The 13,888-nt window shown below is 54.2% G+C and carries 23 protein-coding genes; 1 reads left to right on the top strand and 22 read right to left on the bottom strand.

What is annotated here, in order from left to right:
- Nucleotides 1-143: 143 nt before the first annotated feature.
- From INF61_RS20450 to INF61_RS20415, 8 genes are all read right to left on the bottom strand, one after another.
- Nucleotides 144-1,280: a P22 phage major capsid protein family protein gene (locus INF61_RS20450; RefSeq protein WP_193548071.1), complete on the bottom strand. Its 1,137-nt coding sequence runs from the start codon at nt 1,278-1,280 to the stop codon at nt 144-146.
- A gap of 16 nt (nt 1,281-1,296) precedes the next feature.
- A complete protein-coding gene (locus INF61_RS20445; protein WP_044704667.1) occupies nt 1,297-2,049 on the bottom strand; it encodes a DUF6651 domain-containing protein in 753 nt (250 codons plus the stop codon).
- A gap of 107 nt (nt 2,050-2,156) precedes the next feature.
- Nucleotides 2,157-2,366: a hypothetical protein gene (locus INF61_RS20440; protein ID WP_063862894.1), complete on the bottom strand. Its 210-nt coding sequence runs from the start codon at nt 2,364-2,366 to the stop codon at nt 2,157-2,159.
- A gap of 3 nt (nt 2,367-2,369) precedes the next feature.
- Nucleotides 2,370-3,476: a phage minor head protein gene (locus INF61_RS20435; RefSeq protein WP_193548070.1), complete on the bottom strand. Its 1,107-nt coding sequence runs from the start codon at nt 3,474-3,476 to the stop codon at nt 2,370-2,372.
- Nucleotide 3,477: 1 nt separating this feature from the next.
- Nucleotides 3,478-4,881, bottom strand: a complete 1,404-nt coding sequence (locus tag INF61_RS20430) for a DUF4055 domain-containing protein (RefSeq protein ID WP_193548069.1) — start codon at nt 4,879-4,881, stop codon at nt 3,478-3,480.
- 4 nt (nt 4,882-4,885) lie between these two features.
- The gene (locus INF61_RS20425) at nt 4,886-6,190 is read right to left on the bottom strand and encodes a terminase large subunit domain-containing protein (protein WP_193548068.1); all 1,305 of its coding nucleotides are present in this window, start codon (nt 6,188-6,190) and stop codon (nt 4,886-4,888) included.
- Nucleotides 6,168-7,166, bottom strand: coding sequence for a terminase small subunit (locus INF61_RS20420; protein WP_193548067.1), 999 nt, complete (start codon nt 7,164-7,166; stop codon nt 6,168-6,170). Before INF61_RS20420 ends, INF61_RS20425 begins: the two co-directional genes overlap by 23 nt.
- Nucleotides 7,167-7,199: 33 nt before the next feature.
- A complete protein-coding gene (locus tag INF61_RS20415) occupies nt 7,200-7,421 on the bottom strand; it encodes a hypothetical protein (RefSeq protein ID WP_193548066.1) in 222 nt (73 codons plus the stop codon).
- A gap of 143 nt (nt 7,422-7,564) precedes the next feature.
- Between INF61_RS20415 and INF61_RS20410 the strand changes: the two genes are divergently transcribed.
- Nucleotides 7,565-7,702 (top strand): hypothetical protein, encoded by a 138-nt coding sequence (locus INF61_RS20410; RefSeq protein WP_193548065.1) that lies wholly within the window; start codon nt 7,565-7,567, stop codon nt 7,700-7,702.
- Between the two features lie 61 nt (nt 7,703-7,763).
- Here the strand turns inward: INF61_RS20410 and INF61_RS23045 are convergent, their stop codons facing one another.
- The 14 genes from INF61_RS23045 to INF61_RS20340 all read right to left on the bottom strand — a co-directional run bounded on the left by INF61_RS23045 (nt 7,764) and on the right by INF61_RS20340 (nt 13,888).
- Nucleotides 7,764-7,895, bottom strand: a complete 132-nt coding sequence (locus tag INF61_RS23045) for a hypothetical protein (protein ID WP_255510130.1) — start codon at nt 7,893-7,895, stop codon at nt 7,764-7,766.
- Between the two features lie 4 nt (nt 7,896-7,899).
- Nucleotides 7,900-8,169 carry a hypothetical protein gene (locus INF61_RS20400; protein WP_023296246.1) on the bottom strand — a complete coding sequence of 90 codons (270 nt, stop codon included), beginning with the start codon at nt 8,167-8,169 and terminating at the stop codon, nt 7,900-7,902.
- 7 nt (nt 8,170-8,176) lie between these two features.
- Nucleotides 8,177-8,806 carry a glycoside hydrolase family 19 protein gene (locus tag INF61_RS20395; RefSeq protein WP_193548063.1) on the bottom strand — a complete coding sequence of 210 codons (630 nt, stop codon included), beginning with the start codon at nt 8,804-8,806 and terminating at the stop codon, nt 8,177-8,179.
- A complete protein-coding gene (locus INF61_RS20390; protein WP_022651286.1) occupies nt 8,806-9,087 on the bottom strand; it encodes a phage holin family protein in 282 nt (93 codons plus the stop codon). The genes INF61_RS20395 and INF61_RS20390 overlap by 1 nt, the downstream gene beginning before the upstream one ends.
- Entirely contained in the window at nt 9,074-9,460 is a 387-nt protein-coding gene (locus INF61_RS20385) for a phage holin family protein (protein ID WP_015570936.1), read from the bottom strand. Before INF61_RS20385 ends, INF61_RS20390 begins: the two co-directional genes overlap by 14 nt.
- A gap of 486 nt (nt 9,461-9,946) precedes the next feature.
- The gene (locus INF61_RS20380; RefSeq protein ID WP_193548062.1) at nt 9,947-10,762 is read right to left on the bottom strand and encodes an antitermination protein; all 816 of its coding nucleotides are present in this window, start codon (nt 10,760-10,762) and stop codon (nt 9,947-9,949) included.
- Nucleotides 10,762-10,899 (bottom strand): YlcG family protein, encoded by a 138-nt coding sequence (locus INF61_RS20375; RefSeq protein WP_039270104.1) that lies wholly within the window; start codon nt 10,897-10,899, stop codon nt 10,762-10,764. The genes INF61_RS20380 and INF61_RS20375 overlap by 1 nt, the downstream gene beginning before the upstream one ends.
- The gene (locus INF61_RS20370) at nt 10,896-11,252 is read right to left on the bottom strand and encodes a RusA family crossover junction endodeoxyribonuclease (RefSeq protein WP_193548061.1); all 357 of its coding nucleotides are present in this window, start codon (nt 11,250-11,252) and stop codon (nt 10,896-10,898) included. Before INF61_RS20370 ends, INF61_RS20375 begins: the two co-directional genes overlap by 4 nt.
- Nucleotides 11,249-11,533 carry a hypothetical protein gene (locus INF61_RS20365; RefSeq protein WP_000048136.1) on the bottom strand — a complete coding sequence of 95 codons (285 nt, stop codon included), beginning with the start codon at nt 11,531-11,533 and terminating at the stop codon, nt 11,249-11,251. The genes INF61_RS20370 and INF61_RS20365 overlap by 4 nt, the downstream gene beginning before the upstream one ends.
- The gene (locus INF61_RS20360) at nt 11,526-12,194 is read right to left on the bottom strand and encodes a serine/threonine protein phosphatase (RefSeq protein WP_058685338.1); all 669 of its coding nucleotides are present in this window, start codon (nt 12,192-12,194) and stop codon (nt 11,526-11,528) included. Before INF61_RS20360 ends, INF61_RS20365 begins: the two co-directional genes overlap by 8 nt.
- Nucleotides 12,191-12,361 (bottom strand): NinE family protein, encoded by a 171-nt coding sequence (locus INF61_RS20355; RefSeq protein ID WP_063863320.1) that lies wholly within the window; start codon nt 12,359-12,361, stop codon nt 12,191-12,193. The genes INF61_RS20360 and INF61_RS20355 overlap by 4 nt, the downstream gene beginning before the upstream one ends.
- Complete coding sequence (locus tag INF61_RS20350; protein ID WP_058647155.1) at nt 12,361-12,816, bottom strand: YbcN family protein; 456 nt, start codon at nt 12,814-12,816, stop codon at nt 12,361-12,363. The genes INF61_RS20355 and INF61_RS20350 overlap by 1 nt, the downstream gene beginning before the upstream one ends.
- Before the next feature lie 251 nt (nt 12,817-13,067).
- Nucleotides 13,068-13,310, bottom strand: a complete 243-nt coding sequence (locus INF61_RS20345; protein ID WP_126680751.1) for a hypothetical protein — start codon at nt 13,308-13,310, stop codon at nt 13,068-13,070.
- Nucleotides 13,307-13,888, bottom strand: coding sequence for an NUMOD4 domain-containing protein (locus INF61_RS20340; protein ID WP_058663667.1), 582 nt, complete (start codon nt 13,886-13,888; stop codon nt 13,307-13,309). The genes INF61_RS20345 and INF61_RS20340 overlap by 4 nt, the downstream gene beginning before the upstream one ends.

Genomic DNA, 13,888 nt, shown 5'->3' with positions numbered 1-13,888 from the left:
TCCTGCTGCTGTTCCTGCTGGGCAGGGTTATTATCAGCGGCCTGCTGAGCTGCAAGCTTTTCCGCTTCACGCTGCGCGCGCTGCTCTTTTGTTAATCCGGCCATCGGGCCTCCTGAAATACAAAGGGGCCGAAGCCCCCTGGGTTAACCCATGATGATGGTGGAATGTTCAGGCTGAACGGAGGCCACACCCCACGCCACACCAACCTCGTAACGCACCTGACGGTACTGGCGGTACAGCGCGATCTGGAAGGTAATACCAGAGACCGGATCGGTTACGTTCATCACGTCATCAGCGGTATCGCCGCCTTTTGGCATGGCCGGGGTACGGCAAGCCAGCAGGAATGCGTTACGGTCAAAGGCAACGTTTGGCACGAACTCGCTCAGCACAGTGACAGTCGCCTGATCTGCCAGATCCTGACGCAGGCCAGGTGCGCCGATGGTGATAGTCGAAGAGGTTGCCGCTACGACCATGTACTGGTTGTCATCGCCATCGAACTTCACTGCGGTCCCGGCAGCAATACCGCCAGTACCAGCAGAGATAGCAATAATGATGTCGCCCTCTTTCTTCTCGCCATTGACCTTATAGCCCGCCGCCGTGCTTTTCGCGGTGCGCTTGATGTTGGCGGATTCGTGCAGGTTAAAGCCCATCACACGACCAATGATGCCTTCACGCAGCAGCTGATCGGTACCGGCTTCGTTCGCTTTGAACAGTACGGACTGTTTACCACGGATTGACGCCATCGCTTCGCCGCCCAGTACCATGCGCAGGTCAGTGGTTGGTGCGCCGTTATCAGTCAGCACCTGACGAGCGTTCGCCGCATCAGACAGGTCGTCTTTGACACTGAACGGTGTATCTTTTGGAGCACCAACAGCGCGGGAAGACTTATAAGCCAGCGATGCCAGGTCAGCATCCATTTCGTTGCTCAGTGCGCGGAACGCCTGAGAAAACTGGTCAGCCAGGACAACGTCATAAGTGCCTGATGGTCCGATGGCAAGCTGCTCTTCACCATTCCATTTGACCGGGGCCATTTTGGATTTGGTGATTTTCACGTCCACGGTACCAATGTTCTGATCACCGCCGTTTGGCGCGGTTGCCGCCGGAGTGATATCAACGGTGGTGGTTTTTGGTGCTACCGGTGCGGTCACGGTTTGGTCTTTGGCCGCGGCATCGGCTTTAGCGTTACGGGCCACCGCCGGGATAAAGCCCACCTGCTCACGGGATACGCGGTTCAGTGCCGTGTAGATGGTCGGGATCAGGCCAGTCAAAGTGTTGGACATTTATTTTTCCTTTCGATTAATCAACGATGCTCGTGCCGCCGCCAATCGCAGCCTGTTGTTCAGCTGGTGGCAGGGCGTCAAAAGCAGCGCGTTTCATGGTTTTCTGCCCAGCCTGATGCTGCGACTGGTGAGAACCACCGCCGCTGTTGCCGGACGCTTTGAGGATGTAGTCTTTCTGCGGGTGCGACTCGACCAGAGATTCCAGCGCTTCATCGAAGCTGGCCAGCTCGCCGGGTTTGGTGCGGGAGAACACCTTATTGCCCTGGCCGTCGTAAGCCACTACCTTGCCGTCTTCGATTTTGAAGTTCTGCCCGAAGTACGAACGCACGAACTCGCTCGGGATCGCCATCTTCTCGGAGATGAATTTGGAGCCACCGAAGCGCCCGCCAATCATCTCGTCGTACAGTTGGCTTTCCAGTTGCTGAGTTTTTCCGTTCGCTTCGTCCAGCTGCTGCTGGAAGACCTTGGTGATCTCAGCTTTTACCTGGTCGACAGCGCCAGCATCGATCAGCTTCTTCTGGTCGATTTTGGTCATCATCTCCAGGGCTTCGAGCGCCTTGGCCGGGTCACTGATGCCAGAGAATTTCGCGAGGTTGGCTTCCGCCGCTTCCTTCGCTTCACGGTGAGTTTTCGCCTCACCATTCAGGGAGGTGATTTTGGTCATCGCTGCGACCGCATCAAACGGGATCTCTTTGCCATCATCATGGATGTACACAGGCATACCGTTTTCAACGACCACATTTCCGTTAGCATCAAGTTTCAGTTTCATTGTTTTTGCTCCAGCCTTCCGGCCATACGTAATGGGTCATCCGACCCGGGCACCGCGTCGCATCCGCTCAGCGGCAGGCATAAAAAAAGCTGCCCGGAGGCAGCCTGTTAGATAAATTCGATGGTTATGTGACCGCGCAGCTTGCGGGAGTAAATTTCACCCCGCTTTCGCTTGTGGATCCGTAACGGGTGTGGATGAATACAGGCGATACCACGTTTGACATCAGCCCATACACAGCTCTTTATCTCATTGCCATTAACGAACACCCTTCGCCTTCCACGACCATCTCCAACGTAGTGAAAATCTTCGTTACGCATACCCTATTCCTCAAACGCCGACGCATCCACGCGGCGCAGTTCGTCCAGGGTCAGAAACTCCCCGGCATCATTGAACATCTCAGGCACGGTGATTTTGCCGTCACGCAGCATCCGCGCGCGAGTAACGCCCAGCACCTGCTCCTGCCGTGCGTACGGTTGCCTGACGAGCCATTCGGCATAGCTGGTATGCGATGGCACCTGTCCATCCATCGAAGCGCGTGTGGCGCTGCTCAGTTCGCCAGAGGCTATCTGCAATTCCTCCCACGATTTAGTGATCAGAATTTCGCATGAGCGACAGCAGAAATGAATTTTGCCGGGCCCGCGCAGATATGGGATTGCATGGCCCAGCGGCTTGCCATCGAGCGAGTAGAGTTTGCGGTCGCGGATGATGCACCACTGGCTGGTGTGGGTGTCCAGAGTCGAAGACCACTGTTTCGCCTTCACGATATCGCTGTTGGCTTGGGCGAACTCCTGGCGCGCTGTAGCGGCCATATGGTTCACCGCCGTGCGGGTTACTACCGCAAGGTCTCGACGTGAGGCATTGATAACCCCGTCCTGGCGTTTAAGTTGCGGCGTGCCGGCGACCCGCTTCACAATTTGCTCGACGGTTTCCCCCTGAAGAAATCCGGTGCGCACGGCACTGGTAATTTTTTCCAGCCGATCCGATTCGAGTTTCTTGCCCCACTCTTTCAGCAACCTCCCCTGGAACGGCTGCGCCACCGCAGCAGCATAGACCTGTTCCGGGACAATGCTTTGCAGCGGGACGTGCTTAAGCACCTGACCGGGAATGAGGCTGCTGAACAGGTCAAACTGATACCCGGTCTCATAATCAGCGTAACGCGTCAGTTCACGCATCAGAGCAGCATTGACCGGTTCGTAGGCCTGCTGGTTTAGATCCCGCACACCAGCCAGTAGCGATGCAAGGCGGCGCGCGCTGTAGGTGTCGGCACGCTTACCCTCCAGCAGCACCAGCAGCCGGGCAGCCAGATCAGCATCCATCCTGTTAAGCAGCGCCACCATTCGTCGGGCTACGCCCGTCCCGTAGCGCGTCACGTAAAGTCCGTGAGCTATGGTCTCGTCCTGCAACCTGTCGTTTACCGAGCGAGCCATATCACACCTCGCCCGGTGGCGGTTCAGTCAGAGATGCTGACTCAGCAAGCAACTCGCTCAGAACCACATCGGGATCCGCGTCGGCATCAATAAGGTTGAGTTTTTGCAGGGCTTTGATTGCATCGATACGGCGAAGGTCACCGCCTTGACGCAGCGACTGAATGGCCATCGCCGCTGGTGGATTAAACTCTTTCGACTCGACATCAAGCTCGGTGCGCACGTCAACGTTGCCGCCTTCCGCTTCACCGATGTACTCAGCCATGATTTGCAGGATATTGTCGATCGCATCTTCCAGGCTTGTCGCCATGGTGTAGAGCGGTGACTGCTCCTGCATTTTCTCTTCAGAGGTCTGGTCTACCGATTTAGTTGAGGTGTTTTCGGTGCGCAGCAGCTTCGCACCCGCCTGTCGCATCTGCTCCACCAGCTCTGCCAGCGACTCTTTGCCGGCACCGATGGAGGAACCTGTGTGCTCGACGTATTCCAGGCCCTGCCTTTGCCGATCGGAGAATGAAGTGGCAGAGGATGAGCCAATCACAAGTTCTTGCCCCTCCTCCAGCCCGAACACCGTGAGCAACGGCACTCTGGCGACGTGCAGGATGTTGTCCTGCTCGCTTTGACTCTGCCAGTGCTTGATATTCAGCAGAGCCATGTTGAGCAATGGAGGTGAACCACACATAAACCCGGTGCGTTTGGTGTAGAGCGTGACCAGAGTGATATCCTGGCGGGATGTCTGCCACCCCTCGAATAGCGCCCATTTCGCGGCACCGTCAGCATCTTTGGCCTTGCGGTAAATTTCCACCTTTCCAGGTGTCAGGTACCGTATTTGCTCGACCTTGGTCTGCCCGAAGTCGTCGCCGTCTTCGACCACAACCTCTTTGATACGCAGCGCAGTCAGCACCACTTTGCCGTCCACCATTTTCGACTTCCAGCCAATTACCTGGCGTGGATTAAGCATGGTGACATAGGGGCGCGCGCCGGTAGCTTTCTCTTCAGCTTTGGTTTTCACCTTTTCGGTGTCCACCCTGGGATAATCCACCAGCGCGTGGGAGAGTCCATACTGCATCGCCAGACCGAAAAATGCCTGCGCCCACACGTCCAGGCGCGTCCCCTCAAGGTCGAAGTTTTTCGCATACTCTCGCAGCTGATCCGGCACATTCTCGGCAAGCTTAATGGGCTCGGCGAATACACGCCCGATGTTTTGCTTAATGGTCTCTTCGTAGGCTGGCAGAAGCGTGGCCACGGCGAGGCGTTTTTTGTAGTCCTCTTTGTCTTCTTTCGGCCAGCGCGGTAGATATTGCTCGCCCAGCTGTCGCATATAGAGCGTGCCGCCCATCAGGGCATCGTTGATATCCCACGCCTCGACCATGTTCCCATAGTCCAGATTGGGTGTTGAGATGTCAGGCATGGAGTTAAATCCGTAGTTGAGTGACTTTTCCGGTCGGCTTGATGATCGGGAATTGCTTCACGATGTAATAGCCACCAGCATCATTTGGGTGATCGTTGTCGGCTGATTTATCCGGTTCGCCGTTTGCCGCCCATACCTGCTGCTCAAGGCTGTCGGTATAAACCGGGCAGCGAGCAACATTCACTTTGTAGCGGCGCTCGCCGTTGCCATTGCAGAACATGGCGTTCATGGAGTTAATGCGATCCTTCACTGGCGGGTTGGCTGCGTTTACCACCACGCTGAACCCGGCCTGTTTGAGCTGGGCGATATCCGTAGCGCTGGCGTTATTCGATTTGCGCGAATCACCAGAGGCATCCGGAAAGATATAAATCTGCCTGGAAGACACGTAGCGTCCGCCCTCGTAGCGCCAGAATTCTTCCTGAATGCGCTTAATCATGGCCGGTGTGTCATAAACCTTTATCAACTCGCGTACCGCTCTGGGCTGGCCGTTCCGAAGAACGTGAACGATGGCTGCCATCTTGCCAACGTTAAAGTCCATGCCGATATAGAGCGGCTCGCCGGCCTGCTCTTCATCGGTACAGTTATTCAGGTGGCGATCGAACTGATGATAAATTGTTCCGCTGGTCAGGTTTGTAAAACGCCCCCTCAGGTACGCCTTAATTAGCTCCGGCGGGTAGGAGTTCATCAGCGAGGGAATGTAATCCGGGGGCAGGTTCTTCGCGTTGTCGAACGTGCTGGCTTGAATCAGCCCATACAGAGCAGAAAGCTCAGGCTTTTCACGTACCGCCTTCACGAACTGCTGGTAGACGAACTTGAAGCCCTCCGGCGTAGTCGTTACATCGATGCCGTTACGCAACCCGTCGACTTTGTAACGCATACGGGCGATGATTTTTCGCCAGGCCTGCTGCGCTTTGGCAGCCGCCATGACGTCCAGTTCATCCACCATCGCATTACCGATTTTAAAGCCGACTATCGAGCCAGGCTTTTCCATCGAGCGGCAGATGGTTGTCCCGCGGTACCGTCGCCCCTCGTAGAAGTGAACCTCTTTGTTCCCCTCATTGATTTTGACGCTCAGCCCCCAGTCAAAAGCCACCTCTTCAATCGTCGGGTAGAAGATGTCACGGATCTGCGGGTACGTCGGCGCGAAATAACCCTGGTTGATTTTAGGGTGCTCCCACATCCCCTTACAGATGCCGCCACAACCAACCCACGTCTTACCGGAACCGAACCCGGCAACGTAGGCTTTGAATTTGTGCTGCATCGCGAGGAAACGCGCCTGAGGAATGTTAAGTGTCGGGCTGATCCCCATCTTCCGCCCTCGCGTCCACTACGTTGATATTGATCTGCACTGGGGTCGGTTCATCACCATCACCATCACCGGCCAGTTCTTTGCGGAGTTTCTCAACCTCCAGCTGCCGGCGGTCGATTTCGATTTGCTGGAGACGCTGAGCGAACTCGCTATCCGCCAGGCCGAGCCGCTTCATTACCGCTTCAAACATTCGCTCACGGCTGATAGCGGTTATCTCGACGCCATTCTTTCCCAGCTTCACACCGGAATAAGCCAGAGCAGCAACAGGGGAGAGTTTCCGGGTGTCGGCGAAATACGGCTGGCCAATACCATCGCCGTTGCAGCGCGGACAGCCAGGGTTAGGCTCTCGGGTGTGATCGTAGCCATAGCCGCCCCTATCATTTGGCTCTTTACCTTTTTTCGCTACAGCCTCAGCGAGCTTCTCTTCGAATTCCACCATATCGCGCCACTGGTACTGGTGACCGAAGCCCCAGCAGTAACGACACGCGCCGCGGCGATACTGCGATAGCTGGTTTGCATCGAAGGTGGCAAGCTGCCACATCTGCGCGAGGACTTCATCGGCACCGCCAAGCGTGCGCTCAATGGAGGCTTTCTGCTGTTGTGCAATAGCCTGGGCAACTGAAGTTTTCTGAAGGAGTTGATAACCGATCTGTTCAGCGGATTTTTTGCTATAACCCGCCCTGATAGCTGCTTGTGTGGCGTTACCATCCTTTAGGTACTCCGCAACAAATAAGCGTTGCTGAGCGGTAAGTCCATCATCATCCATCAGCTCATTTGCGCTTTGTTCTTTCTGCGCAGTGCGCACTTTTTTCTGCGCAGATTTTTGCGCAGTTTGCGCAGAAGGTTTTTTGATATATCGACGGGCGGTAGCGTAGTTCAGTCCCTGCGCTTCACACCATTCCTTTGGTGATACGCCGGTTGCGGCATGTTCGGACAGGAACCGTTGCTGAAGCTCGCCCCAGTCCGGTTTTGCCATTACTCACTCCAATAAAAAACCGCCCTTAGGCGGTTATTTTCTATTCATCTCATTCGAGCATATTTCAAGATGTCGCTTTATCAGCTCATCATCTTTCATGGCTTCACTCGGGATTAGATAGTCGTGGTATTTGCAACCATCCTGAGTAATTTCCCATTCCCAGCTCAGTTCAACTCCCAGATCACTAGTGGTTACATTCCACTTCGCCTTCGGGTTGGCATTCTCTACTCTCTCAAAAAACTCATTAGCGTCCATTTCGGTCCCCTCATAAGCAAAAGGAAATACTAGCCGTAAGAGATTAATTAATAAAGTAAATAATTATATATCAAACGCCGAAAGGATTTAGAGACCACTATGGATGCAGGAATTAGCCTGCCTCGTTTTCTACAGGAGGTAACATGTTCTTAGACTTGGATAATTCATTTGCAATTGCCATCGCGCCAGCAATCAACCAAATCGTTAAAACCGTTTGCCTGGCAATACAGTTGTGGCTTTTAAAGCGCTACGGCATTATCAAGCCCACCAGCGAAGAATGAACGCTTTTGCTACGGTTAAAGTCCAGAGGAGAGACTGTGTCAGAGCCTCATGGATGAGGTTCTATTTTGTATCGCAATTCGCCTGCCACGCTTTGTTATGCGCCAGGATGTCGCGCTTCGTCTGGCGGTCCAGCACATCCCAGTCGTGGTCCGTTCCGTAGATGGGTTTAACCCAGTCGCAAGCCGTGTCCACTACTTCAACCCTTACGGGTCCAGTTGTCCCGCAGCTCGCGATCAACATCGTCGCCAGGCATATGGTTAACAGTTTGCTGTACATTGCTGGCCTCTTTCGTGGCTTCTACCCGGCGTTCGGCTGCTGTGACCGTTGCCGCTGCGTTATCTTCGGTGCGCTGCTGGTCGGCTTTCGCTTCCGCTTTGCTGGTGCCGCGTATATGGCCCAGGCCAAAAGCGCCAGCGATAGCGGAAATTACCAACGCGGCCAGCCCGATTATCGTTTCGATACCCACACTCACCTCACACCAGAACGGATTTCGCCAGGTTAAACAGCGCGCGGCGTTTATCAAGACCATTACGTCCACCGTTAATAAGCAGCGTAACGCGCTCAACATCGCCGGAATGAAGCAGGCAACCGCGGGACGAATAGAACCATGCGGCTGAGCGCGCGGCGTATTCATCCTGTTCAAGCAACTCCGGGTGGGTAACAAGATCCAGTTTCAACGCGTGGCCACAACTGCGGTAGTTGCTCAGGCCGGTAACCTGTTTCAGCCCGCGACCGCGATATTTCCAGCCATCACCGGCAAACTGATTGCCCAGGTGTTCTTTACCCCACTCTCCACCGTATACCAGATTAGCGATTGCTTTCTGATTAGCCGGGTGCGCTGCCGTTCTGCCAAGCGCGGCGGCCTGCTGTGGAGTGATGCGGTGGCTGCCGAACGTCGGTACCAGGTTTTCAGCCGCATAATTCAGGTTTTCCACCAGCCGGGTAAATCTGGTGCTTTCATGCCCCATCTGGGCAATAAACATGGCCTGGTCAAGCGGTGCTGTGATGCCGTATTCCTTCATGGCGGCGTCGATATGCGGAAACCAGCGCACAGCTAACCCGGCGCTGATACCAGCCGCCTTCTGAAATTGTGTTTGGTTCATTAGTGCCTCAGATGATCAACCAGACGTGCAACGTTGCCTTTGACGGCCACCAGCACTGAAAGGAATATGATATTGGCCGCAATGGTGGCCCATGATGAATGCGGGTAAATCCCACACAGGTACGCCAGCGGTACAGCGCTATAAGTGACGGTAATCAGCCAGGCTAAACGAGAAATCCATGGCCGATGCCGCGAATCACCACGGCGATAAAACATCAGAGTAATCACAACTCCGGCGCAGAGCAGCGCGTTGATAGTTGCTGTTGGGTCATTTAGTACCACCTGAACCTCCCCGGCGCGTTATCAGCGCCACCAGCGAGCCGATGTCCTGCTTGTTCAGGAACGTAAGGATTTGAACGGCTAACGCAGAAGCTATTACGGCACCGATAGCATCCAGTGGCTTCTCGGTGTACCCCGTCCAGGATGTGAGTTTTGAACCCAACAGCCCCGAACAAAGAATGCCGACGATATACGACACGAAGAAGTATGCCAGGCGACGTAACACACTCAGGTCAGCCGCTGTCGCTATGTAAAATACGGCGCCCGCAAATGCACCAAAAACTACACCGTAGTCAGTTCCGGTCAATAGACCGTAGACACTGGCTCCGGTCAAAGCTAAACCGGCCAGCCCCGTGCCGGAAAATGGATCGGACATCGGCCCCCCTCATATTGCTGTGAATCCTCTCAGTAAATTTGAGGGGAAATAAAAAAGCCCCGCATATGCGAGGCTCTAAAAATTCTTTGCCACTTCCCGGAGTGGCCACGCTCATGCCCTTGAGTTGCTGTCGCTTCATCGCCGCTCATGACCGGTGCGCGTCTGGCGTTCGCGCTGCTTTACCGGCATACCCTTTCCTCGATTAACCCTCACCAGCGGTATGTCGCAGTTCGGACCTGCGTCTGGCTCTCTACGCGGAGACTCGGGGCAGCATCATGACTGCTGCATTACCTTTCGGTTACGGCCTACCCGCCTAAATGTGCATTTTCTTCCCCTCCAGAAATGCAAAAGCCCCACGGTGTAAACCGCAGGGCTTGTTTGTGTTACTACTCAACGAATGCAGTAACCCATCGTTAGAGAGAAATTAACACAGATTCCGGAAATGTAAATAGCCCACTATGAATTAATGGGCTATTTTCTTGAGCGCTATCTTGTTATCTGCTTGAGTTGCGCCTCCGCCCAAGCTTCTTCAATGTCGAATTTTGTGATCAGCTGGTCATAGAACCGCTTAACGGACTTTTCCCAAGTGGCAACAGATATCGCATCGGTAATACGGCAAACAGCCGCATATGCCTCAGTCGAGGGGATACGCTCATATCCACGTCCGCCGCAACGCTTACAGTCGGCCAGAACCGGCACGCCCTGCTTTTCAGTGAGGACCTGATTCACTGCTTTACCGCGCCCGTGGCAGTCTTTACAGGCGCAACTGACAACTTTCTTACCTTTGCAGGCCGAACACAGAACCCGCACCACCTCTTTCACCTGGCGTTTAACTTCGAAATCACTAGGCGACTGCTTAAGGTCTTTTGCCCACTGTGGAAGCTTCATGGTGTAGTGCGATTTCATCGTGAAAACATCAGCCTCAATGAATCCCTGACCCGAGCAGCAGTCACACTGTTTCACGCTGGCGGCGCTGCGAGAATAATCTTCAAAAGCGAAGGCGGCCAACTGGTGCATCACCAGCGGCTTAACACTGTCGTCAAGCTTGCGCAGCGCCGCTACGCTATCGCATTTTGTCAGTGCATACTCTGCTAGAAGCTCGATCGCCCTCGCCCGGTCGTTGTAACTGATACCCATCTTTCCGAGGAAGGCACTGTATCCCATGCCAGCGCGTTCTTGGGTCATGCCCATGGCCGCCATAACATCCGTCCCGGTCAGTGAATCTGAAGCAGTGGCGCGCGGAGAGTCGCTAATAAGCGTCGACTTGGCGAAGTGGTATTTCACGGTGTTTTCGAGGTTCATTATGCGGCTCCTGCTGAATGATAGATGCGAACAAAATTACGAAGGATGCGGTAATCCACCAGCACCGATCCCCGGAAGCGGTAGATGCGAAGGCGCTGCCAGCGCGCGCGGAGTACCTCAAGCGTTTCTGGCTTCATGTGGCCTCCCCGATGATAATTTGCCCGGTTTCTCCCCAGATTTTGGTTACCCGTCCGTCCCAGACATGGCTATCCTCGTCAAACACTGCATCCAGCAGAGCTTTTTCCAGATTGTCTTTGTCAGGCTTTTGTTGGTGAGGCTGGCCGACATATTGCGCCCGCTTTGTCTTACTCCAGCTCTTCGGCATGGGGATGACGAACGTGATGTGATATCCGGACTCAGGCAGACGGATGCCAAGCAACCGGACCTGTTCTTTGTATGCCCAGTACGCTGCTGTTGCTGGCCGTTTATGCCATCGATCACGCTGAGTCATGCGAGGCTTGCCGATTGGTGTGATGTCGTAGATTTTCATGCAGGCACCACCAAGCCACGACGGGCAATCTGGATAATGGTCAGGACGATGGCGCGATCCATTAACTGGCGGCGCTCGTCACGACTCAGCCCCTTCCCGTTATCAATCTCTGAATGGCAGGTGACACAGATAGCGGCGGTGGCGCAGTCGTCTGTTTTCATTCCGATACCCTTTCCCTCGTTGCGGTGTGCCACCTGCACGCCCCAGGCTCCGCACAGGACGCATTGCTCAATCTGGCCGACTGCGGCGAGCCACTTCTTGCTGCGGTAGGTTTTACTCATGGTCACCACCTTGGACCTGTACCAACGTGAGGTTTCCGCAGAACACGGCACCGGTATCGATGTACATCTGGTTGGCATACTTCAGGGGCTGGCGCGCTGGGGTGTGCCCGAAGATAAACAGATCGGCACCGGATATCGGCGAGACAATGCCGTCCTGAGCGTCGCTAACCCTCTCACGATTCCAGATGACCATATCTTTCGGGACGGGCTTATCGAACGCATATTCGTTATGCGGGTAGTCAGCGTGGCAGATAACGATTTTACGCTCAGCGGTAACCAGCTCGATGACTAGTGGCAGCTCAGCTGCTTTGTGAACCAGAGCCTTAGCCAGCACTTCTTTGTCATAGTCGAGATTGAAGAACCAGCCGCCACCATTCACCAGCCAGTGATTGACGTTTCCATAATCCGACAGCCCATCAATCATCATCTGCTCATGGTTTCCGCGCACAGCACGGAACCACGGCATAGTAATCAGATCCAGGCATTCGACGTTTTCCGCGCCGCGGTCAACAAGGTCACCAACCGAGATCAGCAAATCACGCGCAGGGTCGAACGAAACTTTTTCGAGCTCATTCATCAGCAGCGTGTAGCACCCATGCAGATCCCCGACGACGAAGATATTGCGCCAGTCACCGCCATTAATGCGTTGATACATGCTCATGCGGATTTTCTCCTCGCCGCGAGACGCAGCCATTTCTGATCCACCGGGCGGGCGGTGTAGCCCTTCAGTGTCGGGATTTCGGACGGCTTAACCGCGGGCTTGCGCTTGCGGCGTGCCGGAACGCGGAATATTTCGTTTGTGATGACGCGGGAAAGTGGAGTTGACATCAGGCCTCCTGCTTATCGCGCAGCTGCTGGTACTCGCAACCGTTCGGGATTGTCAGCGCCAGGCCGAACTGGGCGCACCAGGCTTCGACCTTGCACATGAAGATATGCATCTCTCCAGTGTCGAGGAGGGAGGTGTGTCGAGGCTCCCATGAGGTTTCTTTCGCACCGGTAATGAAGTCGGTATAGGTGACTTCTTCGCAGCCGAGGTACGTCTTTTTGAGGTTGCGCTTAACCCATTCCGGCGTTGCGTCGGTACGCCCGGATTTGATGAGGTATTCGCTGATTTCTCCCATCCAAAGATGAAAGAGTGCGTTTTGAGACAGGCTGCGCTTCTCGCGCCACGGCTTGACCTGAAGGCGGAAGCACTGGCCTGCATCCAGCAATGGCTGAATTTGCTGTCCTATGGCCGCGAAGTTGCCGCGATGGAGTTTGATGCCGTCTACTGGCAGAGTCATACGGCCTCCTTAACGGAAACCGCAGAATGCAGAAAATCGCAGGTGCCGTTAAGCATCTGTGACAGGGTGAGGAGTTCAGATTGTGGTCGCATTTAAGTCCCCTTAAATGCGCAGAAGTCTTACCGTCGGGCGTTCAACTCCGACGGCACTGATATTATGGCTGGTTGATTCTGAATTATCAATGCGAGAAAAAGGCCTCCGAAGAGGCCATGGCTCTCGATATGGGGATTCCCATATCGCTTGTATGGTAGCTATGTCAACTCAGGCAGTTTGAAGCCAGCCATGTCTTCTGCCCGGATGGGAGGTGACAGGCAGTCAGCAAAGACCAGTGAACCATCGAGCAAGATAACGAAACTCCACCCTCTGAACAGGCTGGCGCTACACCAGTCGGCCTTAAGCGGCACATCTGGCATCCTGTCCGGGAAGGTTGGGTAATGCCCTGCAAGCCACTCCATGGCGTCGCAGCGGTTGATGGTGTAATTGTCGTACATCATGCCTCCTGCTGCGGTGCTTCTGGCATTGGTAAGTGAGACCATGATTCTCCAGTAACAACCCTGATAATGGTTCTTTTAGAAACTCCATATCGTTTAGATAGCACTCCGTATGAAACCCCAGACCATCTAAGCGATCTTATTTCCATTATACTTGCATCGTTTAATTTCGAATTAGCCTGCATCTCCCCTTTGTATGCTGGAAGGTGTGACCGATTTCTTAGCCCTGTATTCAAGGCGTGTAGCCTATTTTCATGGGGTGTAACCCACTCAAGATTGCTTAAGGATGGGTTGGATTTATCCCCATCGATATGGTTAACCTCTGGCTTGGCATTTGGATTCGGTATAAACGCCTCTGCTACTAACCTATGCACTCTTGCAACTTCCCTTCGGCCATTTGAGGCATCACTCAACCTGACAACGAGATAGCCTGCCTCGTTTAAAAACGGTTTTAGTTTCTTTCCTTTAAATCGCTGTTTAGAGCCATCTCTCCTCAAAATTACCCTAGGTATGCTTAGTACATCTCCACCATCATTAACCTGGTAGATTCCCTCCCAGCCAACAACTGGTAAGAATTTCAT

The sequence above is a fragment of the Enterobacter cloacae complex sp. P18RS genome, from assembly GCF_014982105.1.
GTDB lineage: Bacteria > Pseudomonadota > Gammaproteobacteria > Enterobacterales > Enterobacteriaceae > Enterobacter > Enterobacter hormaechei_C.
Note: the sequence above shows the minus strand (reverse complement) of the source record. Positions and strands in the feature narration are given on the sequence as shown.